22 protein-coding genes are annotated in these 25,530 nt (G+C 72.5%); 8 read left to right on the top strand and 14 right to left on the bottom strand.

Annotated features, from left to right (window positions below):
- Window positions 1–9: 9 nt before the first annotated feature.
- Window positions 10–2,589, bottom strand: a complete 2,580-nt coding sequence (gene pepN / locus AC29IT_RS14950; RefSeq protein ID WP_358434675.1) for an aminopeptidase N — start codon at window positions 2,587–2,589, stop codon at window positions 10–12.
- A gap of 313 nt (window positions 2,590–2,902) precedes the next feature.
- On the opposite strand from pepN, the gene AC29IT_RS14945 reads away from it, so the two are divergent.
- From AC29IT_RS14945 to AC29IT_RS14930, 4 genes are all read left to right on the top strand, one after another.
- Window positions 2,903–3,517, top strand: coding sequence for a mycothiol-dependent nitroreductase Rv2466c family protein (locus tag AC29IT_RS14945; RefSeq protein WP_358434672.1), 615 nt, complete (start codon window positions 2,903–2,905; stop codon window positions 3,515–3,517).
- Window positions 3,518–3,751: 234 nt separating this feature from the next.
- Window positions 3,752–4,501 carry an alpha/beta fold hydrolase gene (locus AC29IT_RS14940; RefSeq protein ID WP_358434669.1) on the top strand — a complete coding sequence of 250 codons (750 nt, stop codon included), beginning with the start codon at window positions 3,752–3,754 and terminating at the stop codon, window positions 4,499–4,501.
- 129 nt (window positions 4,502–4,630) lie between these two features.
- Entirely contained in the window at window positions 4,631–6,058 is a 1,428-nt protein-coding gene (locus AC29IT_RS14935) for an aldehyde dehydrogenase family protein (RefSeq protein WP_488219061.1), read from the top strand.
- A 102-nt stretch (window positions 6,059–6,160) separates the two neighbouring features.
- Complete coding sequence (locus tag AC29IT_RS14930; RefSeq protein WP_488219060.1) at window positions 6,161–6,835, top strand: endonuclease V; 675 nt, start codon at window positions 6,161–6,163, stop codon at window positions 6,833–6,835.
- A 15-nt stretch (window positions 6,836–6,850) separates the two neighbouring features.
- On the opposite strand, the gene AC29IT_RS14925 is transcribed toward AC29IT_RS14930, so the two are convergent.
- From AC29IT_RS14925 to AC29IT_RS14890, 8 genes are all read right to left on the bottom strand, one after another.
- Window positions 6,851–7,210 carry a toxin-antitoxin system YwqK family antitoxin gene (locus tag AC29IT_RS14925; RefSeq protein ID WP_488219059.1) on the bottom strand — a complete coding sequence of 120 codons (360 nt, stop codon included), beginning with the start codon at window positions 7,208–7,210 and terminating at the stop codon, window positions 6,851–6,853.
- Between the two features lie 48 nt (window positions 7,211–7,258).
- Window positions 7,259–7,510 (bottom strand): hypothetical protein, encoded by a 252-nt coding sequence (locus AC29IT_RS14920; RefSeq protein WP_488219058.1) that lies wholly within the window; start codon window positions 7,508–7,510, stop codon window positions 7,259–7,261.
- Window positions 7,511–7,690: 180 nt separating this feature from the next.
- The gene (locus AC29IT_RS14915) at window positions 7,691–8,071 is read right to left on the bottom strand and encodes a hypothetical protein (RefSeq protein WP_488219057.1); all 381 of its coding nucleotides are present in this window, start codon (window positions 8,069–8,071) and stop codon (window positions 7,691–7,693) included.
- Between the two features lie 10 nt (window positions 8,072–8,081).
- The gene (locus AC29IT_RS14910; protein WP_488219056.1) at window positions 8,082–8,957 is read right to left on the bottom strand and encodes an immunity 49 family protein; all 876 of its coding nucleotides are present in this window, start codon (window positions 8,955–8,957) and stop codon (window positions 8,082–8,084) included.
- Between the two features lie 15 nt (window positions 8,958–8,972).
- Entirely contained in the window at window positions 8,973–13,976 is a 5,004-nt protein-coding gene (locus AC29IT_RS14905; RefSeq protein ID WP_488219055.1) for a WXG100-like domain-containing protein, read from the bottom strand.
- 46 nt (window positions 13,977–14,022) lie between these two features.
- Window positions 14,023–14,343, bottom strand: coding sequence for a WXG100 family type VII secretion target (locus AC29IT_RS14900; protein ID WP_358434647.1), 321 nt, complete (start codon window positions 14,341–14,343; stop codon window positions 14,023–14,025).
- Window positions 14,340–14,894, bottom strand: coding sequence for a YbaB/EbfC family nucleoid-associated protein (locus tag AC29IT_RS14895; protein WP_358434644.1), 555 nt, complete (start codon window positions 14,892–14,894; stop codon window positions 14,340–14,342). Before AC29IT_RS14895 ends, AC29IT_RS14900 begins: the two co-directional genes overlap by 4 nt.
- A 181-nt stretch (window positions 14,895–15,075) precedes the next feature.
- Window positions 15,076–15,873, bottom strand: coding sequence for an MBL fold metallo-hydrolase (locus AC29IT_RS14890; RefSeq protein WP_488219054.1), 798 nt, complete (start codon window positions 15,871–15,873; stop codon window positions 15,076–15,078).
- Window positions 15,874–15,985: 112 nt separating this feature from the next.
- Between AC29IT_RS14890 and AC29IT_RS14885 the strand changes: the two genes are divergently transcribed.
- From AC29IT_RS14885 to AC29IT_RS14875, 3 genes are read left to right on the top strand one after another with little or no spacing between them, the layout of a single operon-like run.
- Window positions 15,986–16,456, top strand: a complete 471-nt coding sequence (locus tag AC29IT_RS14885) for a ribose-5-phosphate isomerase (RefSeq protein WP_358434639.1) — start codon at window positions 15,986–15,988, stop codon at window positions 16,454–16,456.
- A gap of 6 nt (window positions 16,457–16,462) precedes the next feature.
- Complete coding sequence (locus AC29IT_RS14880) at window positions 16,463–16,804, top strand: hypothetical protein (RefSeq protein WP_358434636.1); 342 nt, start codon at window positions 16,463–16,465, stop codon at window positions 16,802–16,804.
- 27 nt (window positions 16,805–16,831) lie between these two features.
- Window positions 16,832–17,653 (top strand): Fpg/Nei family DNA glycosylase, encoded by an 822-nt coding sequence (locus AC29IT_RS14875; protein WP_488219053.1) that lies wholly within the window; start codon window positions 16,832–16,834, stop codon window positions 17,651–17,653.
- Between the two features lie 60 nt (window positions 17,654–17,713).
- Here the strand turns inward: AC29IT_RS14875 and AC29IT_RS14870 are convergent, their stop codons facing one another.
- The 3 genes from AC29IT_RS14870 to AC29IT_RS14860 form a co-directional block, all read right to left on the bottom strand.
- Window positions 17,714–18,481, bottom strand: coding sequence for a hypothetical protein (locus AC29IT_RS14870; RefSeq protein WP_488219052.1), 768 nt, complete (start codon window positions 18,479–18,481; stop codon window positions 17,714–17,716).
- A 427-nt stretch (window positions 18,482–18,908) separates the two neighbouring features.
- Window positions 18,909–19,541, bottom strand: coding sequence for a 2'-5' RNA ligase family protein (locus AC29IT_RS14865; protein WP_488219051.1), 633 nt, complete (start codon window positions 19,539–19,541; stop codon window positions 18,909–18,911).
- Window positions 19,542–19,587: 46 nt separating this feature from the next.
- Window positions 19,588–21,072, bottom strand: coding sequence for an MDR family MFS transporter (locus AC29IT_RS14860; protein WP_358434624.1), 1,485 nt, complete (start codon window positions 21,070–21,072; stop codon window positions 19,588–19,590).
- Window positions 21,073–21,395: 323 nt separating this feature from the next.
- Between AC29IT_RS14860 and AC29IT_RS14855 the strand changes: the two genes are divergently transcribed.
- Window positions 21,396–22,514 carry a restriction endonuclease gene (locus tag AC29IT_RS14855; RefSeq protein ID WP_488219050.1) on the top strand — a complete coding sequence of 373 codons (1,119 nt, stop codon included), beginning with the start codon at window positions 21,396–21,398 and terminating at the stop codon, window positions 22,512–22,514.
- 45 nt (window positions 22,515–22,559) lie between these two features.
- Here AC29IT_RS14855 and AC29IT_RS14850 read toward each other — a convergent pair whose 3' ends face one another.
- Together AC29IT_RS14850 and AC29IT_RS14845 are read right to left on the bottom strand one after the other, a co-directional pair.
- Window positions 22,560–24,026 carry a dihydroorotase gene (locus tag AC29IT_RS14850; RefSeq protein WP_358434618.1) on the bottom strand — a complete coding sequence of 489 codons (1,467 nt, stop codon included), beginning with the start codon at window positions 24,024–24,026 and terminating at the stop codon, window positions 22,560–22,562.
- A complete protein-coding gene (locus AC29IT_RS14845; RefSeq protein ID WP_488219049.1) occupies window positions 24,023–25,402 on the bottom strand; it encodes an FAD-dependent oxidoreductase in 1,380 nt (459 codons plus the stop codon). The genes AC29IT_RS14850 and AC29IT_RS14845 overlap by 4 nt, the downstream gene beginning before the upstream one ends.
- Window positions 25,403–25,530 lie beyond the last annotated feature (128 nt).

Here is a 25,530-nt window from a genome sequence, read left to right as displayed (position 1 = left end):
GCATGCCCGTTACGAGCGGTCGAACTCGCGCGCGGCCAGCGCCCGCACGATCCCGGCGCGCCCCTCGGTGACCAGCCGCCGCAGCGCCGCGGGCCGCTCCCCGGCGAGCCAGGCGTCGGCGGCGTCGACGGTGCTCTGCCGCACCGCCCACGACGGGAACAGCCCGATGACGGTGGGCTGCGCGCGTTCGCTGGATCGCCGCTGCCACACCTCGTCGATCTCGGCGAAGTAGCGCTCCACGTACGAAGCCAGCAGCTCGCGCTGACCCGGGTGCTGGAACCCGGCGATGATCGCGTCGCTGACCGCGTTCGGCAGTTCGTCGTCGTGCACGGCGCGCTGCCAGGCGCGTTCCTTGGACTCGGGGGTGGGGATCAGCGACCGCGCCCGCTCGGCCTTGCGGCGGCCGGTGGCGGTCCGGTCCTGGTCCAGCTCGGCGTCGATCTCGGCTTCCGCGGCCGCACCGTGCGCGACGAGCGCCTGTAGCAGCAGCCAGCGCAGGTCGGTGTCGACGGCGAGCCCCGGCAGCGGCGCCGTGCCGTCCAGCCAGCCGCGCACCGCCGCCAGGTGCGGCTCGCCCAGCACCGAGGAGGCCAGCGTGTTCACGAACGCCAGCTGGTGGTCCGAACCCGGCTCGGCGGTCTGCGCCAGCTCGAGCATCCGGGTGGAGAACCGGTTCCAGCCCTCCGGCTGCCAGTCCGCGTCGGCGTAGGAGGCCAGCGCGGTCTGGGTCTGCAGCAGCACCCGCTGCACCACGCCGATCTCGCTCTCCGCGCCGATGCCGGAGTCGGCGGAGCGGCCCAGCACGAGGCTGACGAAGTCGCGCGCCTTGAGCTCCGCCTCCCGGGTCATCTCCCAGGCGGTGGACCAGCACAGCGCCCGCGGCAGCGACTGCTCGATGTCGCCGATGCGGTCGATGAGCGTGGCCAGCGACTCGGGGTCGAGCCGCATCGTGCAGTAGGTGAGGTCGTCGTCGTTGACCAGCACCAGCTTGCCGCGGTGCACGCCCACCAGGTCCGGCACCGCGGTGCGCTCGCCGCTGACGTCGAGCTCCACCCGGTGGGTGCGCACGAGTCGCCCGGTCGCCGGGTCGTCGTCGTAGACGCCGATCGCGAGCCGGTGGGTGCGGTGCTCACCGGCGCCGGGACGGGCGCCGTTCTGCACGACGGTGAACTCGGTGAACCGGCCCTCGTCGTCGGTGCTGAACCGCGGGCGCAGCATGTTCAGCCCGGTGGTCTGCAGCCACTGCGCGCTCCACCAGGACAGGTCGCGCCCGGACGCCTCCTCCAGGGCGAGCAGCAGGTCGTTGAGGGTGGCGTTGCCCCACGCGTGCCGCTCGAAGTAGACGCGCAGCCCGGCGAGGAAGTTCTCCAGCCCCACGTAGGCGACGAGCTGCTTGAGCACCGAGGCGCCCTTGGCGTAGGTGATGCCGTCGAAGTTGACCTCCACCGCCTGCAGGTCGGGGATGTCGGCCGCCACCGGGTGCGTGGAGGGCAGCTGGTCCTGCCGGTACGCCCAGGACTTCTCGACGCTGGCGAAGGTGGTCCAGGCGCTCGTGTACTGCGTGCCGCCGACCTGCGCGAGCACGCTTGCCCAGGTGGCGAAGGACTCGTTGAGCCACAGGTCGTCCCACCAGCGCATGGTGACGAGGTCGCCGAACCACATGTGCGCCATCTCGTGCAGCACGGTCTCGGCGCGGCGCTCGTAGAGGTAGCCGGTGACCTTCGACCGGAAGACGAAGTCCTCCAGGAAGGTGACGCAGCCCGCGTTCTCCATGGCGCCCGCGTTGAACTCGGGCACGAAGCACTGGTCGTACTTGCCGAACGGGTAGGGGACGCCGAACGCCTTGTGGTAGAAGGCGAAGCCCTGCTTGGTCTCGGTGAACAGCCGCTCCACGTCGAGGTGCTCGGCGAGGGACGCGCGGCAGTACAGGCCCAGCGGGATCGGGTCCTGGCCGTCTTCGCCGGGGAACTCGTCGCGCCACTCCGCGTAGGGGCCCGCGACGAGCGCCACCAGGTAGGTCGACATCCGCCGGGTGGTCTCGAACGCGTGGGTTCGGGTGTCGCCGGTGCCGGTGACCTCGGCGGGTGCGTTGGAGATGACCTTCCAGGACGCGGGCGCGTGCACCGTGATCCGGTAGGTGGCCTTGAGGTCGGGCTGGTCGAAGCAGGTGAACATCCGCTTCGCGTCGGCCGTCTCGAACTGGCTGTAGAGGTAGACGCCGCCGTCGACCGGGTCGATGAAGCGGTGCAGGCCCTCGCCGGTGTTCGTGTAGGAGAGGTCGGCGCGCACCACGAGCTCGTTGTCCGCGGCGAGCTCCGGCAGCGCGAGCCCGATGTCCTCGGCGTAGCCGGACACGTCGAGCTCGACGCCGTTGAGCGTCGCCCCGTGCACCTGCGCGGCCATCAGATCGATCCAGGTGGACTCGCCGGGCCGGGTGCTGCGGAACCGCACCGTCGTGGTGGAACCGAAGGTCCGCACGTCCGGCCCGTTCGCGCCGTCGGAGAGGTCCAGTTCGATCACGTAGGACTCGACGTCGAGCAGCGCGGCGCGCTGTTCAGCCTGGTCCTGGGTGAGGTTCGGCGGAGCCACGGATCACCTCGTTGTTCGTTGGGATGGCGCACCGGACGATCCGCGCCGGTGCGGGGCGCTGGAAATCCAATCACGCCGCGGCGCGGCCGTCCCGCCCGACGCCTGATCATCGCCGCCGGGCGTGTCGGCCGTGCCCGGAAATCCCGGGGAATTCGCGGTATCCGGGCCGTTCATCCGGGAATACCGGCACATTCCCCACTCGATCGGGCCGAACGGGAAGACTCGCGGACGGCGCCGGGTTGTACCGGGAGCGGGTGACCGCCCGCGCCGGCCGACGTGCGTGCCGGGTACGGAGCACTGTGGAGGGTTGTCCATGAGCACCGAGCGTCCGAAGGTCGACTTCTACTTCGACCCGGCCTGCCCCTTCGCTTGGGTCTCATCCCGCTGGATGCTGGAGGTCGCCCAGGTTCGCGACATCGACCTGCACTTCCGGGTGATGAGCCTGTCGGTGCTGAACGAAGGGCGGGACGGCCTCGCCGCGGACTACCAGGACCTGATGAAGCGGGCGTGGGGCCCGGTCCGGGTCGCGATCGCCGCCGCCGAGCAGCACGGCGAGGAGGTGCTGAGCCCGCTGTACACCGCGCTGGGCCGCCGCATCCACGACGAGGGGAACAAGAACTTCGAGCAGGTGATCGCGGCCGCGCTGGACGAGGTCGGGCTGCCCGCGTCGCTGGCCGGTGCCGCACAGGTCACCGACTACGACGAGAAGCTGCGCGCCAGCCACCACGCCGGGATGGACCCGGTGGGCGACGAGGTGGGAACCCCCACCATCCACGTGGACGGGGTGGCGTTCTTCGGACCGATCACCACCCGCATCCCCCGCGGGGAGCAGGCGGGCGAACTGTTCGACGCGGCGCGCACGCTGGCCGGATATCCGTACTTCTTCGAGCTCAAGCGAACTCGAACCGAATCCCCGCGCTTCGACTGAGCTCCGGCTGCGGTCCCCGGCGGTCCGGTCGCGGAACCTCGGCGGTCAGCTCGCCGCGGGTTCGACGTCTCCGGTGGCTTCGCGCCACCGGAGACATCGCCGTCCTCGCGAGGCGGCCGCTGCGAACCCGCGGGTGCGCTGGTCGTCGCCGCAGCGGTTTCGCCGCTGACAGGACGGGGATCGCGGCTGTAGCGTCCCGGCTTCGGTGGTGTTCGGGTCGGTGGGGGTGTCGCGGTGGGCGCCGAGGTGGTGATCACGCGGTCGGGCGCGCGGACGCCCGGTGCTCCGGCGCTGCTGTGCCTGCCGGGCACGATGTGCGATCCGGTGATCTTCGACGGGCTGGCGGCGGCGACCGGCACCGACGTGCTCGTCGCGCCGTGGCTCGAATGGCCCGGGCCGCACGAGGTGGCGCGGCTCGGGGAACGGGTCGCGGAAACGGCCGCGGAGCACGGGCCGGTGGTGCTGCTGGGGCACTCGACCGGTGCGGTGATCGCGCTGTGCGCCGCGCTGCACGACCGGGCGTCGCACGCTCCGGCGGTGCGCGGCGTGCTCTGCTGCGACAGCGGCGCGAACATGCGCGGCCACGGCGACGTGGACGCGATCATCGACCGCGTCGCGCGGAACTGGGGACCCGAGCTGTGGCGGGCGGTGGCGCGCCGCTCGGTGCACCTGCCGCCACCCGCGGCCGTCGCCGAACTCCTCGACGCCTACCCGGCCGGGCTCGACCGGGAGGCGGTGCTGGCGGTGCTGCGCAGCCAGCGCGACACCGACCTGCTCCCGCGGCTCGGCGAGCTGGCCGGACTGCCCGCGCTCGTGGTGCACGGCCGCTTCGACACCGCGCGCACCCCGGGGCATGCGCGTGAGCTGGCGCGTGCGCTCGACGCACCGGAACCCGTGCTGCTGGAGTGCGGGCACACGCCGCCGGTCGAACTGCCCGCCGAGTTCGGCGCGGCAGTGGCCGCGTTCCTGCAGCGGCTGCCCTGAACCGGCTGCCCTGAACCGGCGTTCCTGCTCGCCGCGCGCCCGAAAGTTCCGATCTTCGGATGGTGCGCTCGCGTTCCGGGGTGTGCCAGGCTCGGTGGAAGCCCGATCATCGATCTCCCGGAGGAACTCATGGCGGCGCCCACGACCAGCCGGACCGACCACGTGATCGGTGGCGACTACGTCGCCGGCACCGGGGAGCGGATCGAGGTGGTCAACCCGGCCACCGAGCAGGTGATCGGTTCGGTTCCCGCCGGAACGGCTCGGGAAGTGGACGCGGCGGTCGCCGCGGCCCGCGCCGCTTTCGACGACTGGGCCGCGCGCCCCGTCGAGGAGCGTTCCGCCGCGGTGCGCCGCATCTCGGAGGGCATCGCGCGCCGCCGCGACGAGATCGCCGCGACCGTCACCGCCGAGATGGGGTCGCCGATCACCTTCGCCACCCAGGTGCACGCGAGCGTGCCGGTGGCGACCTCGCGCGGCATCGCCGACCTGCTCGACCGGGGCTACGAGTGGACCGAGGAATCGGGCGGTTCGCTGATCGTGCGCGAGCCGATCGGGGTGGTCGCGGCGATCACGCCGTGGAACTACCCGCTGCACCAGGTGGTGGCGAAGGCCGCCCCGGCGCTGGCCGCGGGCTGCACGGTGGTGCTCAAGCCCAGCGAGGTCGCCCCGCTCACCGCCGCGATCTTCGCGGAGGTCGTCGCGGAGGCCGGGCTGCCCGCCGGGGTGTTCAACCTGGTGCACGGCACCGGCCCGGTGGTGGGGGAGGCGCTGGCCGCGCACCGCGACGTGGACATGGTGTCGTTCACCGGATCCACCCGCGCCGGTCGCCGCGTCTCGGAAGTGGCGGCGCAGACGGTGAAGCGGGTCGCGCTGGAGCTCGGCGGCAAGTCGGCGAACGTGGTCCTCGACGACGCGGACCTCGCGAAGGCGGTGAAGCTGGGCGTCGCGGGCTGCTTCCCGAACGGCGGCCAGAGCTGCAACGCGCTGAGCCGGATGCTGGTGCCCGAATCCCGCTACGCCGAGGCGGTGGAGCTCGCCGTCGGCGCGGTCGGCAAGTACACCGTCGGCGACCCCGCGGACGAGGGGACCCGCATCGGGCCGATGGTCTCGGACGTGCAGCGCGACCGCGTCGTCGACTACATCCGCACGGGCATCGCCGAGGGCGCCTCGGTGGCCGTCGGCGGCCCGGACGCACCGGACGGGCTGGACACCGGCTACTTCGTGCGCCCCACCGTGTTCACCGGGGTCACCCCGGACATGACGATCGCCCGCGAGGAGATCTTCGGCCCGGTGCTGTCGATCCTGCCGTACCGGGACGAGGAGGAGGCGATCGCGATCGCCAACGACTCCGAGTACGGCCTGTCCGGCGCGGTCTTCGGCTCCGACGAGCGGGCGCTGGCGGTGGCACGGCGGCTGCGCACCGGTCAGGTCGCGGTCAACGGTGGTGCCTTCGACCCGAACGCCCCGTTCGGCGGCTACAAGCAGTCCGGCAACGGCCGCGAGTTCGGCAGGCACGGCCTCGAAGAATTCCTGGAGGTCAAGGCCATCCTCCGGTGAGCCGCGCGGCTCGGCGGATGTCCGAGGGCGAGGCGGTCGCGCGGCTCAACGAGTGCTGGACAGGTACCTGACCCGCCGACACCCGCCGCTTAACCTGGTGGCGTGGTCGAGGTCCAGGAGTGGCACGAGTGGCCGTCGTCGGCGGCGGAGGCCGTCGCCGTGCAGGAACGACTCCGGTCGCAGGTGCGGTTCGACGGGTTCCCCGCGGAGGTCCGCACGGCCGCCGGGCTGGACGTCGCCTACGGCGCGGACGACGACGAGGTGATCGCCGCGGTCACGGTGCTCGACCTCGCGGATCTGTCCGTCGTGGACAGCTCAGTGGTGCGGACCCGCGTCGACTTCCCCTACGTGCCCGGCCTGTTCGCCTTCCGCGAGGCCCCGCCGCTGCTGGCCGCGCTGACCGGGCTGGCGGTGGATCCGGACGTGCTGGTGTGCGATGGGCAGGGCCTCGCACACCCGCGGCGGTTCGGGCTGGCCTGCCACCTCGGGGTGCTCACCGGCCTGCCGAGCATCGGCGTCGGCAAGACCGCGCTGGGCCGCTACGACCCGCCCGGCCCGGAACGCGGCGATCGAGCTCCGCTGCTGCTGGACGACGAACCGGTGGGCGTCGCGCTGCGAACCCGCCGCGCGGTGAAGCCGGTGTTCGTCTCGGTCGGCCACCGCTGCACCCTCGACGAGGCCTGCGACCTGGTCCTGCGCCTCACCCCGCACTACCGGCTCCCGGAGACCACCAGGACCGCCGACCGGCTGGGCCGCGCCGAAGCCCGCGGCACCTGAGCGCACCCGCTCCGGTCACCGGCGCCCGGTCGGCTCCACGACGAGGTTTCCGCCGCGGTCCCACCGCTCGTGGCGCACGAGGTTCCCGGCGGCGTCGAACTCGCGCCGTTCGGCGAGGCGGCCGTTCGCGTGCCACTCGCGTTGGCTGCCGACGGACCGGCCATCCCGCATCCGGCCGTCCTTCCGCAGCCGTCCCGAGGACCGCCATTCCCGGTAGGGGCCGTCGGGGTATCCGGCGAAGTACGAGCGGGTCGAGACGAGTTCGCCGTCCGCGGACCGTTCCACCACGACGCCGGTGAACGGTTCGCCGCGGTGGAAGACCAGACCGGTGGGATCCATCTCGATGTCGTCCTCATCGACGCGAACCTCACCCACGTCGGTCCTCCTCGCTGCTCGGCCCTTCCGCGCGAGTGCCGGGGCGGATCAGCGCGCTTCGTCCGCTGCGCGCAGCTCGTCGGCGAACCACGCCGGGACGTTCGACTCGTCCCGGGGGAACGTGGCCTGCTCGTCGGTGTACGCGCGCAACGGCGGTTCGTCCTGCCACTGCGGTGCGTTGTCGCGGTCGTGGACGATCTCGAACTCGTCCGGCGGGCGCAACCGGGAGAACGTGGAGAACCAGGCGCCCAGGCGCGGCCGGCGCATGCCGACGCGGAGGCGCCGGAGCAGGTTCCACACCTCCTCCGGAGGCGCCCACCGGACCGGTTCGCCCGCCGAGTCCTTCGCCCGGCGCCCACCTGGACGTGCCGGCCGATCGCCTCGTGCTCGACGGCGAGGCGGCTCCAGTCCTGCGATGCGGAACGCAGGACGATGTCGGTGACCTCGTCCAGCAGCGCCTGCTGCTCGGTTCCAGGTTCGTCATCGTCTGCTCGAATCCGTTCTCGCCGGCGGGCTGATCCAGCCGCCCTGGCAGCGTCCGGCGAAGACGGGGCCGGGTGCGGTTCGTTCTCGGATCCGCTCCTCCGGGAACGCCCTGCGGCGCACGGCGAACCGGTTCAGTTCGTATTCGAGGTTCCCGTCCGGGTACCGATCACGGACGAACCCTTCCTGGATGCCTTCGGCGTGCTCGGTGGAGCACATCGGTGTGCCGTCTTCCGAAAATTCCTCCTCCGCGCCGGTGAACGGTTGCCCACGGCAGTGGACAGGGCCTGCGTGGGCCTCCAGTTCATTCTCGTGAACTCGGAGCATTCCGTTCTTCGTGCGGCATCTGGTCTTGCGCTGTTCGCCTGGATCGTCCACCGGGAATTCGTCAGGGGCTGATCCGAGTGCCGTTGATCAGGTCCTGCGGGAGGTAAGGGGATCGGACCTCGACGGGCATGCCGAAATCGTGCGCGAGCGCGGCGAGCGCGGTCGGTCCGGGTGCCCAGAATCCGTCGGGGTCGGTCGCGCGTTCTTCGTCGGCGGACCAGAAACTCCGGTGGAGCTCGACGGCTTCGCGCAGGTCGGTGTTGAATTGTTCCGCGTTGCGGCCTGCCACGTCGAACAGGAGGTTCATCGACGGGTAGTAGCGGTGGAGGACGATGTCGGGCGGAGTTCCTCCGGTGAGCTCTTCGGGGGCCGTGAGCTCAATGCTCCGATTGATCCTGGGGTAGAGATCCTCGTCCCGGGTGAAGAACGCTTTGAGCGCGTCGACCCAGGCGTACATGTATTCGTCGAAGCGGCCGCCGGCGTTGCGCAGAGTGTCGGTGGGGGTCGCGCACAATTCGACGACGAGGTGCCGGGCGCGGCAGATCACCGCTGTCCAGAGTGCGTCGAGCCAGTCCGCTGCGCTGTGGATCCTGGTCGGGCCGACTGCTTTGAGGAGGAGGTCGTCATCGCCGAGGGTCCAAGGGAATCGGCCTTCTTTGTTGGCGGCGGCGAAGAATCCGGTACCTGCTTGGGCGGCGAGGAGCACGCTGTCGTAGGTGGCGCGTTCCGCGCCGTCCGGGTCGACCAGCAACCGATGGGCGATCTGCATCCGCGCGTACTTCGCGATGTAGTACGTCGACGTCGGGCGTTCGGACGCGTTCGCCAGGAACCCTTCGAGCTGCCCGGGCAGTTCCGCGAGGATCTCGTCGGTCACCGCGGTGCGCTCGGCGTGCCTGGTCATCGGGTTCATGTCCGGCCCCTTGTCGGTCTGCCACATTTCATCACTGCACGGTCAGTCTTCGGCGGAGAGATCGAACCGTCTCCGATTGTAGCCGGTGTACGTGTCTTGCCTGATCGGGTTACCACGCGCATCGAGCTGTGGAGAACCGTTCTCGTCGAGGACCGGGACCGAATCGACGGTCGGTCGAACCTCGTCGTAGACCAGGCTGGGCTCGAATCCCGGCGTTCCGCGCTCGAGGTCGTCGAGGGTCAGCGAGTCGGCGAGCGCGGCGGCGATACCGCGCTGGTCGGCATCGGCGCCTTTTCGCATCCGATCCACGATCGTCTCGAAGTAGGGCCGGGACCCCTGCTGGGACGTCTCGCCCGTCAGGTCCTTGCGAGCTCCCAAATCGGCGCTGGGGCCCTTCGCTTCGATGACGACGATTCGACCATCGGGAAATTCGCCGATGACGTCGAACACTCCGGGACCGTGGAGAGTCGTCACCCGCGTAGGCGGAACACCGTAATCGTTGGCCAGGGAATCCCGAGCCGCCGACTCGCCGAAGGCCTCTCCCGTCAAGGTGACCGCGTGGTGCGCCTGCCGCAGTTGTTCGGCGCTCGCCTCCGCTTGGCGGGATTCGTCGCGCGCGATCTCGGTTCCGTCGGCGTCCTTCCGGGCCGCGTACTGCGCGTCGTCCGCCTTCGCGTCTCGTAGCCCGTCGAGGTGCGCGCGGCGCTGGTCGACCAGGTCGGCGTGCCGGGCCACATCACCGGGGCGGGGCTCCTGGTGCCCGAGATCGCTCCACCTCGCGAAGTTGTCGATCGAGTTGCTGGGCACCGTGTACGTGTCGGTGTCGGCGGCGTAGTGCAGTGGAGGCACCGCCTCGCCCGCGCCGTCCTCGATCCCCTTGACCCGGCGATTGCACACCCCGTCGGGATTGGGGCTGTTGTAGTAGCGGTTCCGGTACGCGGGGTCCTGCTCAGCGCGGTCCCTCGCGGTCGGATGCGCCTTGTTCGCTTCCGTGCCGGGGGTTTCGGACTCCACCGGTTCCCCCCGCGGCGGCTGGCGGAAGTCGTCGCTCCCGGAGCGTCGGCGCCCCCGGCTCTCCGCGTCGTCCGGGGCCGGGCCGGGGTCGTCGCCGTCCCGGGTGGGGTGGAAGCCGTCGGTGCCGTCGGGGGTGTGGGTGCCGTCGGGGTGGTGGGTGTCCCAGCCGCCGTTCGGGGGCCAGCCGGGGCGGCCGTCGGGGCCCAGGTCGGAGGCGAAGACGCGGCCGTTGCCGTCCGTCCAGGCGAGACCGCGGGGAGCCGTGACGGGCACGCCCAGCTCGTGGGCCAGGTCCCGGGCGAGGCCGCTGGTACCCGCGTCGCAGGACAGCAGGCGCAGCGGCTTTCCGTCCCAGTTCGGGTCGCGGCGCAGCACGTCCGCGAACTCCTGCGCGCTGAACGCGTGATCACCGACGCGGATCCGGCCGTCCGGCAGCGCGTGCACGTCCACCGTGTGGTGGATGCCGTCGTCGGGGACGCGCTGCGCGAGGTCCCGCATGCCCGGGTCGTGGTGGTAGGAGGAGCCGCCCGGCGTGTGCTCGCGGGTCGCCTCCGCCTGGTCCAGCTGGTGCTGCCGTTCGGGAGTGCCCGGTTCGGCGTCCCGGTCGGGCGGCGAGTCGGCGTCGTGCGGGCGCTGGTCGGGGTCGTGCTGCCGGTTCGGGCCGTCGTGCGGCTCGGGGGTGTCGTGCGGGCGCGGTTCGGCGCTGTCGTGCGCGGGGGCCTCGGGCCGGGGCGGGCCGTCCGGGCGTGCGGCGCCTTCGGCGCGGGTGGGGTCGGGGCCGTCCGCGCGCGGCCGCTCCGGGCTACCGGTGTGCGGCCGGTCCTGCGCCGACGGCGGGGAGTCGGGGCGGTGCGGGCCGCGGGTCTCCGGCCCATCCGCGGCGCGCGGCGACGCGGCCGGCCCGTTCGCGGGACCGGTGTCGGTGGTGCCACCGGTGCGGTGGGAATCCGCGGCACCGGAGTGGTGCGGTGCGGGTGAGTCGGTTCGGTGCGCCGGGCCGTCCGCCCTCGGTGGCGCATGCGGACCGTCCGTCCTCGGTGGCGCGGCCGGGTCGCCCCAGTGCCGCGGATCGCCGGAGTGCCGCGGGCCGCCCGCCGACGGTGCGCCGGGGCGGGCGGGGGCTTCGCCGGCCGGGCCGTCCGCCCGCTGCGGTCCGTCCGGTCGTGCCGGGTTCGCGGGGCCGTCCGGATGCGATCGGACCGGCGGCCCGTCCGGGCGGGCCGGGGAGTGCGGTGCGGCTGCCGAGCGCTGGTCGGGGACCTCCGACGACCGGGTGTGCCTGCCGCCGGACGGCGGCGCCGCCGGTGCCTCCGCCGCTCCCCGGGCCGCCGGTGCGCGTTCGCCGCGCGGGCCGCCGGGCCTCGGCGAGTCGCCACCGATCGGGCGGCCCGCCGCCCCCGGCGTGCCGGACGTTCCGGTCCAGCCGCCGCCCGCGCCGGGACGGGACCCGCCGGACCCGGCGGGGTTCCCACCAGCGGGCGCGCCACCAGCCGGAGCGCCGCCTGCCGGGGCGCCGCTCATCGCGCCGCCGCCCGCGGCACCGCCCTGATCACCGCGAGCGGGCGTGCCCGGCGCGGCGGGGGCGACCGCCGGTTCCGCCGGGCGAGCCGGTGCGTCCACATTGGACGCGGAGGCGGTGCTTGCGGGGCCGTTGCCCCCCGGCTGGCCGCGGTGCGCGGAATCCCCGCCGCCGGGCGAAGCCGCACCGCCACCGCCCAGGCCGCCACCGGCACCTGCGGCGCTCGACGAGCCCGCACCGTCGCCGTGCGACCCGGCATCCGCCGAACCACCGGAACCGCTCGGACTCCCCGCTCCCGAACCGGCGGAGTCCGCCCGCGCGGACGCGCCGGAACCGTCCGGCGCGGCGGCGCGGGCCGAGCCGCCGTCGTCCCCGCGCGGCGAACCTGCGGAGTCCGCGGAACGCGTCGAACCGCCGTCGGCATCGGCGCCGCGCCCGACATCGGAGTGCGCGCCCGTGGAACCGGTGGACCTGGTGGCGGGCCCGTCGGCGTCGGAGGTGCGCGCCGAACCGCCGTCGGCGTCCGGAGATCGGGTGGAGCCGCCGTCCGCGGCAGCGGCGCGCTGCGCGCCCGCATCGGAGTCGGTGGACCGCGCGGAGCTCCCGTCGGCATCGCCGGATCGCGTCGCACCGCCGTCCGAGCCCGGGGCGCGGCCGCCGTCGGAGTCCGGCCCGCGCGAGGTGCCACCGTCGGAGTCCGCGGCTCGCGTCGCGCCACCCTCGGCTTCGGTGGTGCGCGTGGACCCGCCCTCCGACTCGGCGGCCCGCGTCGCGCCACTGCCGGAGTCCGCGGCGCGGCCGGAGCTCGCATCGGAATCCGCGGACCGCGCGGACCCGCTGTCGGTGTCGCCGGACCGCGTGGACCCGTCGGTGTCCGTGGTGCGCGCCGAGCCGCTGTCGGCTTCGCCGGACCGCGTGGGCCCGCTGTCGGTATCGCCGGACCGAGTGGACCCGCTGTCGGTGTCCCCGGTGCGCGTGGACCCGGTGTCGGTGTCCGTGGAGCGCGTGGACCCGCTGTCGGATTCGGCGGTGCGCGCCGAGCCGCTGTCGGTATCGCCGGATCGCGTGGACCCGCCGTCGGCGTCCCCGGACCGCGCGGACCCGCCGTCGGACCCGCTGTCCGCGCCGGAACGCGGTTCGCCGCCGCCGGAGCCAGACTGCCCGCCGTCCCCGCGCGCCCCGGACTCCGAGCCGCCGGACGCCCCGGAATCCGAGCCTCCCGACGAGCCGCTGCTCGCCGCCCCGGATGAATCTCCCGAGCCGGCACCGGAATCACCGGACAGCATGTCCTCGATGGACGAACGAGATCCGCCGGAACCGCCGTCCGCGGCCGAATCCGAGCCGCCCGTCCCGGAACCGGATTCGCTCCGATCCGAGCCGCCCCCGTCCGAGCCGCCCGAGGCCGAGCTGCTCGACGACGAAGCCCCCGCGCCGTCCCCGGCATCCCCGGCCCCGCTCGTGTCCGGCACCTCCGGTGCGTCGAAGTGGTTCGACAGGGCCGCGCCCCCGGCGCCCATGCCCGCGCCCATCGCGCCGCCGGACATGGCGCCGGTGCCGACGTCGCTCCAGTCGATCTCGCCTTCGGTGATGAGCTGTTCGGCGGCGCTGCCGATGGCGCCCTGCGCGGCACCGGTGGCCGCGCCCTTGACGGCTTCGGCGCCGACGCTCTTCGCGGCGCTCTCCCCGGCCGCGCCGGCCGCATCGCCCGCGGCCCGTCCGGCGGCGCTCGCCGCGCTGCCCGCCGCATCGCCCGCGGCGTCCCCGGCGGCCCGCCCGGCCGCGCCCGCCGCGGTTCCGGCGGCGTCCCCCGCGGCGTCGCCGACGGCTCCGGCGGCCTTGCGGGCGGCGACGTTGCCGACGCCCTCGAAGACGCCGCCGACGGTGCCGCTGATCGCACCGCTGATGGCGGCGTCCTTGAACTTCCCGCCGTCCAGGCCCTTGCGCTCGCCGGAGGCGATCTGGACGCCCTGCACCGCGGCCTCGATGGCGACGGAGGTGGCGACCTCGATGGCGACGTTCTTGGCGATGCTCAGCACCAGCTGCTTGAAGATCTGCATCACCACGGTGCGGGTGATGCCCTGGGCGATGGGGATGCCGGCGGTGGACGCGCCGAAGCTGAACGCCGCGCTCGCGATCATCGCGGCGATCTGGATGGCCAGCGCGATCAAGGAGGCGATGATGGTGAGCTTGGTGTGCTCCACGTCCAGCGCCGCGTCGTCGCAGCCCTGCGCGAGCTGCTCGCACGCCTCCTGGATCTTCGGCAGCGCGGCCTCGCCGCCGTTGCCGATGTCCTGCCACAGCTGCTCGAACGCGTCGTGGGTCTGGCCCTCCATGCCGCTGAGCGACTGGGTGGCGCCGCCGTTCGCGTCGGTGGTGACGCCTTCGACGCCGTCACCCGCGGCGCGCCAGGCGTCCGCGAGGCGGCGCAGCGCGTCCTCGTCACCTTCCGGCCAGGACTGTCCGACGACGATCGGCAGCAGCCACTTGACCTCGTCGGGCATCTCGAGACTCATCGCGGTACGACTCCCCAGTCGATCTACGGCCCGCGCGGGCCCGGTGTCAGCTCTGCGGCACGTTCGCGATGTCGGAGGCGGACTCGGCGTCGCGGCCTTCGGTGTCGTCGGCGGTGGCCTTCAGGTTGTCCATGATGTTGCCGAGGGCTTCGGCGAGCTTCCCGATGCCGTCGGTGACGTCGGTGCTGTTCTGCACGTAGGTCTCGGCGAACTTCTGCCCGGCCTCGTCATCGCCCCAGCACTCGCCTTCACCGTCCAAACTGGACTTGAGCTGCTTGAGGACCTCGTCGAGCCGGTCCCCGGCGGCGCCGATGCGCGCACCGCCCGCCCGGATCTCCTCCGGGCGCATCCGCATCCGGCCGCTCACCAGCGGCCCTCCGTCATGAACGACTGCGGCGGCTCGTCGTCGTCCTCGGCGGGGCGGTCCCGCTGCGGCCGCGAGGCCTGCTTCCCGGTGCGGGCGGCGCGTTCCGCGGCCGGATCCGGCGGGGCGACGAGCGGGCCGCTGCTGGGCATGAAGTCCGCCAGGTAGGGGGCGCCCGCGAACAGGTCGGGCAGCTCGGGTGGCTCGGCGAGCGAGGCGAAGTCCGATTGCAGGGACTGCTGGGCGCTGCCGGTCGCCTCGCGGACGACGCTGGTGATGGTGCGGGCCAGCTGTTCCGGGGTGGTGCGCTCGAAGGCCTTCGAGCTCAGCAGCAGCTGCTCCAGGGTTCCGGTCGCGTCCACCCGGGCGGTGATCACGCCGTCCTCCGAGGTGACCTCGTGGGTCTTGGCCGCCGCCTCGGACTGCTTCTCCTGGATCTCGGCGGTGCGGCGGCGCAGGTCCGCCAGCATGCCGTCGATCTGGCCGCGCAACGCGTCGTTGCCCGCCTGCAGCTGCTGCCGCCGCGCCGCATCGGACTGGTCCGGACTGGACACCGTCGCCTCCCAGAGTGTTGTTCCGCCGCACACCGTCGAGATCGCCCCAGCGCAGTGCCGTTGTGCGGGTCTTCGGCCGGGGGTTCTCCGGCCGTTGCCGAGCATGACGCCCGCGATCGTCGATCGGTGCCCTTCGTGGCGAAAATGACTCCGTTCGGCCCAGTCGATCGGGCCGAAAGGTCTAGTGGTGCCTGCGCAGGGCGCGTTCGGTGGTGTCCGCCGGGTAGGGGGAGTCGCGCAGCACCTGGGCGGTGGTCAGCTCGCCCCGCTCGTGCCCGGCGCAGAGCGCGGCCAGCAGGGCCAGCTCGTCCCGCTGGGTGCGCACGGCCGCCGCGTCGACGGGTTCCCCGTGGCCGGGCACGACGACCTCGGGTCGCAGCGCGAGCAGCGCGTCGAGCGCATCCGGCCAGGTCCGCGGGTGGGCGTCCTCGAAGTCCGGCGGCGCGCCCTGCTCGACGAGGTCGCCCGCGAACACCACGCCCGCGTCCGGCACCTCCACCACCAGGTCGTGATCGGTGTGCGCCGGGCCGAAGTGGTGCAGCCGCACCGGTCTGCCGCCCAGGTCGAGCTCGGCGCGGTCGCCGACCGGCCGGTCCGGCGGGACGACCTCGCTGCGCTCCACCGCCGCCGCGACCTCCGGGCGACCCTCGTCCCGGTAGTGCGCGCTCCACTCGCGGCGCTGCCGCTCGGCGTGCCCGCGCAGGAAGGCCGCGCAGCCCTCGTGGGCGTGCACCGGGGCGGGCCGGAACGCGGCGGTGCCGAAGCAGTGGTCGAAGTGGCCGTGGGTGAGCACCACCTCGCAGGGCAGCGCCGTCTTCGCCCGCACCGCCGCCGCCAGCTCCGCGCCCTGCCGGTGGTCGCCGCGGGTGTCGATCACCAGCGCTCGCTCGGCGCCCAGCACCAGCCCGGTGCCCAGGTCCAGCTCCGCGTACCGCCGCACCCACACCGCCTCCCCGACGGCCACCCAGCGGCCGGTCACGACGAGGCCCCCGGCTGCTCGCCGCGGGCGGGACGGGTGGTGCGGAGCCCGGTCATGGATCAACCGTAACCAGGGTGCGGGTCGGCGGTGGGGCGTTTGGCACACTGCCTGCGTGCGCGTCTACCTAGGATCCGATCACGCAGGCTTCGACCTGAAGAACCACCTGGTCACGTGGCTGACCGAGCGAGGTCACGAGGTGACCGACGTGGGCCCGGCGGCCTACGACGCCCAGGACGACTACCCGCCGTTCTGCGTCGAGGCGGCCCGCCGCGTCGTCGCCGACGAGGGCAGCCTCGGGCTCGTCATCGGTGGCTCCGGCAACGGCGAGCAGATCGCCGCGAACAAGGTCCCCGGCGCCCGCGCGGCCCTGACCTGGAGCGTCGACACCGCGAAGCTGGCCCGCCAGCACAACAACGCGCTGCTCGCCGGCATCGGTGCGCGGATGCACGCCGTCGAGGAGATCGAGGAGATCGTCGAGGCGTTCCTCGGCACCGAGTTCGAGGGCGGCAGGCACCAGCGCCGCATCGACCTGCTCTCCGACTACGAGCGGACCGGCACCCCGCCGGCGCTGCCCGCGGAGTGAACTGACATGACCGGTGCACGCCCGGCGACCGCGCTGCTGACGCCGCTGGTGGCGTTCGGCGGTGCGGTGCTGGGCGTGCTCGTCCTCTTCTCCGCCCAGCGCGCGTTGAGCCCCTACCTGGTGGGCGGCCCCGGTGCGACCTGCACCGCGCCGGATTGCGCGCTGGGCGTCGGCCTGTGGCTGCTGGTCGGCGGATTCCTCGCGGTGTGCTTGGCGTTCGTCGCCGGGACCGCGGTGGCGCTGGTCAAGGGTGCGGCGCCGGGAGCGGTGCGCCGCGGCCTCGTCGTCGCCGGCTGCTGCGTGCTGGCCTACCTGATCGAATCGATCGTGCTGTGGGTGCTGTTCTGAGCGCGGCGCGACGGCCGGCGGCGTGCGATGCCTGAAGGCCACACCTTGCACCGGCTCGCCGGGCTGCACGATTCCCGCTTCGGCGGTCACCTGGTCCGGGTGTCGAGCCCGCAGGGCCGGTTCGCGGGCGGCGCCGCCCGGCTGGACGGGGCGCGGTTCGAGCGCGCCGAGGCGCACGGCAAGCACCTGTTCCACTTCTACGGCCCCGAGGCCGTGCACGTGCACCTCGGGTTGTACGGCACGTTCACCGAATTCCCGTTGCCACCGCAGGAACCGCGCGGGCAGGTGCGGATGCGGATCATCGGGCCCGGCTGCGGCACCGACCTGCGCGGCCCCACGGCCTGCGAGCTGATCACGCTCGACGAGGTGGCCGCGCTGCGCGACCGGCTCGGCCCCGACCCGCTGCGCGCCGACGCCGAACCCGAACGCGCGTGGGAGCGGATCTCGCGGTCCCGCACGTCGATCGCGGCGCTGCTGCTGGACCAGAAGGTGCTGGCCGGGGTGGGGAACGTGTACCGGGCGGAAGTGCTGTTCCGGCACGGCATCCCGCCGCGCACCCCGGGCCGCGAACTGGGCGAGCGGGCGTGGAAGCTGATCTGGACCGATCTGGTCGAGCTGATGGCCGACGGCGTGCGCGTCGGCCGCATCGACACGGTCCGCCCGGAGCACGAACCGGCGGCGATGGGCCGCGAGCCGCGGCAGGACCGGCACGGGGGAGAGGTCTACGTGTACCGGCGGGCGGGGGCGCCGTGCCTGGTCTGCGGTACGCCGATCGCCACCGCGGACCTGTCCGGGCGCAACCTGTACTGGTGCCCGGTGTGCCAGTCGACCCCCGCCACCGCGGGGTGAACGGCCCGTTCGCCCGGTGCGGGCTGGTGGGTGGCCCGTTCACCTGAGCGGAACCGGGTCTCAGAAGCCGAAGTCGCCCAGGTCGAAGTCGAAGTCCCCGAAGTCGCCGAAGTCGCCGCCTGGATCGTCGCCGCCGAAGTCGTCGGGGGCTCCGGGGTCTCCGCCGTCGCCGAGCGCGCCCGGGTCGCCGAGGTCCCCGACGTCCCCGGCCGCGGCCGCTTCCGGCACCCCGGCCATGCCGCTGAACATGGCGCTCATCAGCAGGAACGAACCTGCGCCCCAGGCTCCGGCGACCAGCGCGGGTTTCCACCACGGCTCGCTGTACCAGCCTTCGGGCACCGGGCGGCCCGCGACGCGTCCGCCGGGGTAGTAGTGCGGGGTGGTGTCGCCGGGGGTGGGGGAGGCGACCTGCTGCTTGCCGTCGACCTCGACCTCGCGGTGCTCGGTGACCTTCCCGGCCCCGTGGCTGAGGTCGGGCAGCTCGGGTCCGGGGTCGAGTCCCATCGCGGTGCGGGCGGCGCGCACGTAGTAGAGGCCTTCCATCGCGGTCTGCGTGGTGAGCCTGCACTGCTCCGCGGAGGACGCCTGGTCGAGCTGGGAGACGGCGGCTTGGTGCCGTTCGGCGGCATCGGCCATGGCCTGCTTCGAGGCGTCGTCGGTGCCGTCGATGTTGAGCACCTGTCCGCCGAGCCGCTCCACCCAGCGCCGCGCCTCGGCGCGCGAGTCGTCGAGTTCTCGCTGCTGGTGGGCGAGGTTCTGCCTGCGGGACCACCACACCGCACCGATGATCACGACCGCGGCGACGATGATCAGGATGAGTGCGCCCATGGTCCCTCCGAACCGATCCGGGGCGGACCTGCCGCCGCGTCCACACTTTCGACGGTACCCGTTCGGAGGAAGTGCCGGAGCGGTCGAGCAACCCTCAGCGACCGATCGATGACGCGAGGTGCCGCCCCCACCGCCACCTGCTGAACCGTGCGGCGAACCAGTTCCTCCGCCAGCGCCGAACCGCGAACCGGTCTTCCTATCAGCGGCGAACCAGCCTGCTCGCCAGCGGCGAAGCCGTCTTCCTGTCAGCGGCGAAGCCGCTGAGCAACGACCACCAGAGCAACCGGCACCGCCGCGGGTTCTCAGCGGTTCCCTCGCGAGGACGGCGTTTTCGCCTGTGGCGGAGCCACCGGTGAAAACGATCCCGCAGCGAGGGAACCGCTGAGGTTCCGCCACCGGACCGCTGTGCAACGGAGGTGGAGAAAGCTCAGCCCAGCGGGACTTCGGTGATGGTCTCCCACTCTGAGCAGGAGTGGTCCCGGTTGAGCCGCACCAGCGACACCGCGGAGCTCTTCGCGGTGGTCGGGTCGACGTCGGTGCCGCCGAGGGTGGCGACCGCGAAGATCGCGGGCCCTTCGGTGGTGGAGAACGCGAGGCTGATGTGCCGGTCGACCTCTTCGGGCTCGGCGGGCAGCTGGTCGGCGCCGAGCACGTCGGCGGTCGCGGCGCGCAGCCGTTCCCGCAGGTCCCACAGCGAGGTCTGCGGTTCGGCGGGCAGCGACAGCGATTCGGGCAGCACCACGGCGCGGTGGAAGGCCAGCGCGAGCGGGTTGAACCCGGCGAGGCGTTCGCGGGCGGCGGCGGCGAGTTCGTCGGTGCGCTCCGGTGGGACCTCGTCGGTGAACCCGACCTCTTGCACGAGGATGTGCATCCATTCGAGCGGGACGAGGTCGAACCCGGGCAGGTCGCGCAGCGCGTACTGGTACTGGTTCACCAGGTTGCGCAGCCCGGGCTGGTCGGCGAACGGCAACAGCCAGGCGTAGCTGGTGCGGCCGGAGTGCCATCCGGGTCGCCAGCGGGCGTGGTTGCGGACCTGGTCGGCGTGCGGCAATTCGGTCACCCTTCAAATAGTGCACCGGCAGGCGCCGTTGTGGGGCGACCTTGAGCTATCTCACGGTGGTGGTGTCGGTGCGGTCACCGCCGTGTTTCCCGTCCTGCGGGCCGGGTTTCCGCACCTGGTCGAGGGTGGCGGCGGCGTCGGAGTCGCGCACCCGCAGGGACAGCAGCAGTCCGGCGACGCCGAAGCCGATGGAGGCGAGGAACGCACCCCGGTAGGCGGCCATCTGCACCTGCTCGGCGGCGCCGGCCGCGGTCATGTCCACGGTGGACGCGAAGGCGGTGCTGAGCGTGACGAAGAGGGTGGCGCACACGGCGGTGCCGAGCGCGGTCGCGACCTGTCTGCTGGCGTTGAACAGCGAACTGGCGTGCCCCATCGCGGGCCCGGTGATGCGCGCGAACGCGGCGGTCTGCAGCGGCGTCATCAGCAGCCCCATCCCGAGGCCGAGCCACATGAGCAGCGCCACCAGGAACCACACCGGGGTGGTGGTGCCGAGCAGCTGCAGCGCGCCCCCGACCGAGATGATCATGCAGAACCCGATGAGCAGCAGCCTGCGCGGCCCGACGCGCCCGTAGATGCGGCTGACGACCTGGGTGGCGATGAGCATGGTCAACGCCTGCGGCATCAGCACCAGCCCGGATTCGAACGGGGTGTAGCCGCGCAGGTTCTGCAGGAACAGCGGCAGCAGGAACAGCGTCCCGAAGATCGCGCCGGTGGAGCAGATGAGCAGCGCGTTCCCGGTGCCGAACAGCCGGTCGCCGAGCAGCCGCAGGTCCAGCATCGGTTCGGGGGTGCGCAGTTCGCGCACCACGAGCCCGCAGATGAGCAGCACCGCGGCCAGCAGCACGCCCCACGCCGACGGCCGCCCCCAGCCGAGCTGGGCGCCCTGGTCGAGCGAGACCAGCAGCGTGGCCAGCCCCGCCCCGGCGAGCACGAATCCGGGCAGGTCGAAGCGGCCCGGCCGGTCGCGTTGCTCCTCCTTGAGGAACAGCACGGTGAACAGCAGCGCGACGGCGCCGACGGGCACGTTGATGAAGAAGATCCACCGCCAGCTGGCGTACTGCACGAGCACGCCGCCGAGCAGCGGCCCGAGCGCGGGCGCGACGGTGATCGGGATGGACAGCACCGCGGAGGCCTTGGCGCGCTCGTGAGCGGGGAACGCGCGGAACAGCATCGCCTGTCCGACGGGCACCAGCATGCCGCCGCCGACGCCCTGCAGGATGCGCGCGCCGATGAGCATCCACATCTCGGTGGACAGCCCGCACAGCACGGACGCGAGGGTGAACAGCACGATGGCGAGCTCGAAGGTGCGCTTGCTGCCGAACCGGTCGGCGATCCAGCCGGAGGACGGCACGAACACGGCGAGGCTGATCATGTAGCCGGTCAGCACCCACTGCAGGGTGCCTTCGCCCACGTGGAACTCCCGCCCGAGCGTCGCGAGCGCGACGTTGAGGACGGTCATGTCCAGGATCTGCATGATCAGGCCGAGGACGAACGTGATCCCGACCAGCCACTTGTACTCAAGACGTCGCACTGCTGTCCCCCGGCTCCCCTCCTGCGGCTGCGCTGCGCGCGCCGACCTCCAGGATGAGGCACACCACCGACAGGGGGCCACGGGGTTTCGCCGCCACCACCGCACCGGCCGCACCCGCACCAGCCGAAACGCCCGTTCCCGGGAAGAACGGGGAAAACCGGTGATCCGGCGAGCCGGAACTCGACGTGGAGCTCCGCAGCGGCCGAAGGGGAGGAAGCGCCCGAGTCCTGCGCGGAGAGTGGTGTAACGGATGCGGAGGGTGTCGTCGATTCGTTCTGCGACGGGCTCCTGATCCGGGAGCTGCGGGAAGGTGGAGGCACGCCATGAGCATCAACGACCGCGTCTACGAATTGGCGAACAAGGTGCTCCAGCAGAAGGCGGCCATCGAAACCGAAGAGGCGACCAAGAACGCGTTCGTGATGCCTTTCATCGGAACCGTCCTCGGGTACGACGTGTTCAACCCGTCGGAGGTCATCCCGGAGTTCACCGCCGACGTCGGGGTCAAGAAGGGCGAGAAGATCGATTACGCGCTGGTCCACGGTGGCGAGGTCCAGGTCCTGGTCGAGGCGAAGAAGATCGGGCAGCCGCTCAGGATCGAGCACTCGTCCCAGCTGTTCCGCTACTTCGCCGTCACGAACGCCCGCGTCGCCGTTCTGACGAACGGTCAGGTCTACGAGTTCTACACGGATCTCGACGCCCCGAACAAGATGGACGAGAAACCGTTCCTGGTCCTGGACCTCGGTGCCGTCGACCCCACGGTGCTGCCCGAGCTGGCGAAGCTGACGAAGGAGTCCTTCGACCTGGATTCGGTGCTCAACGCCGCCGGTGAGCTCAAGTACGTCGGGCAGATCAAGCGGGTGCTGGCCGCCGAGTTCCGCGAGCCGAGCGCCGAGTGGGTCAAGTTCTTCGCTTCGCGCGTGTACGAGAAGAACGTGACGTCGAAGGTGCGCGAGCAGTTCGCGACGCTGGTGTCCAAGGCTTCCGCGCAGTTCCTCGCCGAACAGGTCAACTCCCGGCTCAAGACCGCGCTCGGGGAGGACGCCTCGCCCGCCCTCCCCGAGTCCGTGGAATCCGGCGTGAGCAGGGCCGCCACCGGCGATGTCGTCGAAGGCACTGCGGATCCCGCGAAGGCGGCGAAGCTCGTCGTCACCACCGATGAGGAGATCGAGGGGTTCCAGATCGTGCGGGCGATCGTGTGCAGCGATGTCGACGTGGACCGGGTCGCCGCCCGTGACACCCAGACCTACTTCGGCATCCTCTTCGACGACAACAACCGGAAGCCCATCGCCCGGTTGTGGTTCAACCGCGCGCAGAAGTACCTCGGGGTGTTCGACGAGGACAAGAACGAGAACAGGGTGCCCATCGGTTCACCGCAGGACATCTACCAGCACGCCGACGTCCTCCGGAAGACGGTGTCGGCCTATCTGAACCGCGAAGCCTGACGGCCGGCCGTTCGGCCGCCAGGTCGGCGGCCGAACGGGCCGGGATCAGCGGCCGGTGGGGCGGTGGAGGTAGCGGCCTGCGGGGTCGCCGCGGACGGTGCCCTCGTCGAAGATCCGCCTGCCGCGCAGGAACGTGGTCTCGACGGTGGCGCCGATCTCCATGCCGCGGAACGGCGTGTACTCCTGGGTGGATTCGGAGTCGCCGGGGTCGACGACGAACGAGCGGTCCGGGTCGACGAGGGCGATGTCGGCGTCGAAGCCGGGCGCGATGTCGCCCTTGGTGGGCAGGCCGAGGCGCCGGGCCGGGTTGGTGGACAGCAGTTCGGCGACGGAGGACATCGGCAGCCCGCGCCTGCGGCCTTCGCCGACGAGGCCGGGCAGCAGGTATTCGGTGCCGCCGAACCCGGATTTCGCGGCGAACACGTCGGACGGGTCGTCGCCGAACTTCTTCTCCTCCTTGCAGCAGGCGTGGTCGGACACGACCCAGCTGACGTCGCCCGCCAGCAGGTGCTCCCAGAGGGCTTCGACGTCGGCGCGGGGCCGCAGCGGCGGGTTGACCTTGCCGCCGACGCCGTCGGCGGTGCTGACGTCGGCGAGCAGGTGGCCGATGGTGACCTCGCGGCGGAAGTCGACGTGCGGGAAGGCCTTCGCCATCACCATCGCCGCCTCCATCGCCTTCGCCGACGACAGGTGCAGCAGGTTGATGGTGGGCAGGCCCGTCTCGTGCGCGAGGTAGGAGGCGATGGTGACCGCCAGGCCTTCGGAGTGCGGCGGGCGGGACGCGCTGTAGGCCTCCAGCCCGGAGAGCTCGCCCTCCTCCTCCACGAGCCGGGTGTACGCGGTCATGATCTCCGCGGTCTCGCAGTGCAGCGACAGCGAGATCTGGTCGGCGATGTCCGGGTTGGCCTCGCGGGCGGCCTGGATGCCGCGCATGACGAACTCGAAGTGCGCGATGTCGTAGCGCTCGCCCTCGGGGATCATCAGGAAGTCGCTCTGGTCGGTGGAGCGCCCGTGCAGCCCGTGGCTGCCGTAGAACATGAAGATCTTGAACGAGGTGACGCCGTGCTCCCGGACCAGCGCCGGGATCTCGTCGATGTGCGAGGACTGCATCGGGGCGAGGTGGAACGCGTAGTCCACGTACGAGCGCCCCTCGGCCGCGCCGAGCACCTCGGGGAACACCTCGGCGTACGGGCCGCCGCGGTTCAGGTAGTACTGCCCGGTCCGCATGTAGGTGAGCGAGGTGGTCACCCCGCCCTGCGCGCAGGCGCGGCTCTCGGTGGCGGTGTCCTCGGCCAGCGGGTTGTAGATGCCCCAGTGCTGGTGGGCGTCGACGACGCCGGGGAAGGCGAGCAGCCCGCGACCCTCGTGGACCTCGGTGCCCTCCGGTACCGCCAGGTCCGGTCCGACCTCGGCGACGACGCCGTCGGCGATCGCGATGTCGGCGCGGAACGGTTCGCCGCCGCCGGGGCGGACGACTCGGACGTCGCGGACGATCAGGTCGGGTCGGGTCATCGGGCACCTTCCGAGGGGTTGCGGGTGGACCGGGCGAGGTGCCCGGCGGCCAGGTAGGCGAGGCCCAGCGCGGGCAGCAGTCCGTTGCCCGCCAGGTAGCCGGCCGCGCCGTGGCCGGAGATCCCGGCGGCGGCGCCACCGGAGGCGTACAGGCCGGGAACGGGTTCCCCGGCGAGGTCCAGGACGCGGGCGTGCTCGTCGACGAGCAGCCCGCCCTGGGTGTGGAACAGCGCCGGGACGATCTCGACGGCGTGGTACGGCGGGTGCAGCGCGGCGGTCGCGGCGCGGCCGAACCGGTCGGCGCGGGTTCCGGCGGCCACGGCGGTGAGCTCGGCGAGCTCCCGCTCCAGCGCCGCGGCGGGCACCCCGATCAGCCCGGCGAGCTTCGCCGGGTCGTCGGCGCGGCGCACGGCTCCGGCGGCGAGCACGTCCCGGTAGTCGCCGAAGGCGCGGCACAGCCCGTCGATCCGCTCGTCGAAGACCAGCCAGCCGCGGCCGCCGGGCCGCCCGGCGAGCACCGCGGCGTATTCGGAGTAGCCGGTCGTCTCGTCGCCGAACCGGGTGCCGCCGGAGTCGACGACGGCACCGCCGTGCATCACCGCCGTCCAGGTCACCAGGGTCCGGGCGGCCGCGGACAGCGCGGCGTGGCCCTGGTAGGCGTCGAGGAACCCGGTGGCGGCGCCGAGCTCCCGGCCGATCCGCAGCGCATCGCCGCGGGAGTGCTCGCCGCCGTGGTAGTGCGCGTCCGCGATCTCCGGCAGGTGGGCCGCGACGAGCTCGCGGTCGGCGCCGTAGCCGTTGGTGGCCAGCAGCACCGCGCGGGCGGTGATCTCCTCGCGCTCCCCGGCCGGGTTCTCCAGCACGGCGGTCCGGCCGTCCGGCGCCGGTTCGACGCCGACGAGCCGGGCCGGGGCGAGCAGGTCGATGCGCTCGCTGCGGTCCACCGCGTCGAGCAGGTGCCCGAGCAGCGCCGAACCGTGCCGCCCGGGGAGGCTGTGCACCCGCGGGACCGCGTGGCCCGGGTAATCGAAGTCGGTGGGCAGCTCGATCGGCAGGCCCACGTCGTCGGCCAGCCATTCCACGAGCTCGGCGCCCACCCGCGCCAGCGCCGCCGCGATGCGCCGGTCGGCGGTGCCGCCGGTCTTGCGGTCGACGTCGGCGAGGAACAGCTCGGGTGAGTCGGAGATCCCGGCGGCGGCCTGGAAGCGCGATCCGGGCCCCGGGATCATCGCGGTCGACATCGAGGTGTTGTTGCCGCGGCGGAAGTCCGCGTCCGAGTCGACCACCAGCACGTCGAGCCCCAGCTGCGCCCCGCGGATCGCGGCGATCAGCCCCCCGCCCGCTCCGGCGACCACGAGATCGACATCGATCGTCATCGCTTTCTCCTCACTACCAGCACGGTTCAATTTGTTTCGCTGAGCGGAACGAAATTGAATGCGGCTGGTGTTTCGATAAGAGCACTCTGCCTGGCTCTATGCAAGAACCTGCACGAATTTCTTGACAT

It is taken from the genome of Saccharopolyspora sp. MMCC62, assembly GCF_057736575.1.
This window is presented reverse-complemented; position numbering and strand designations above follow the sequence as displayed.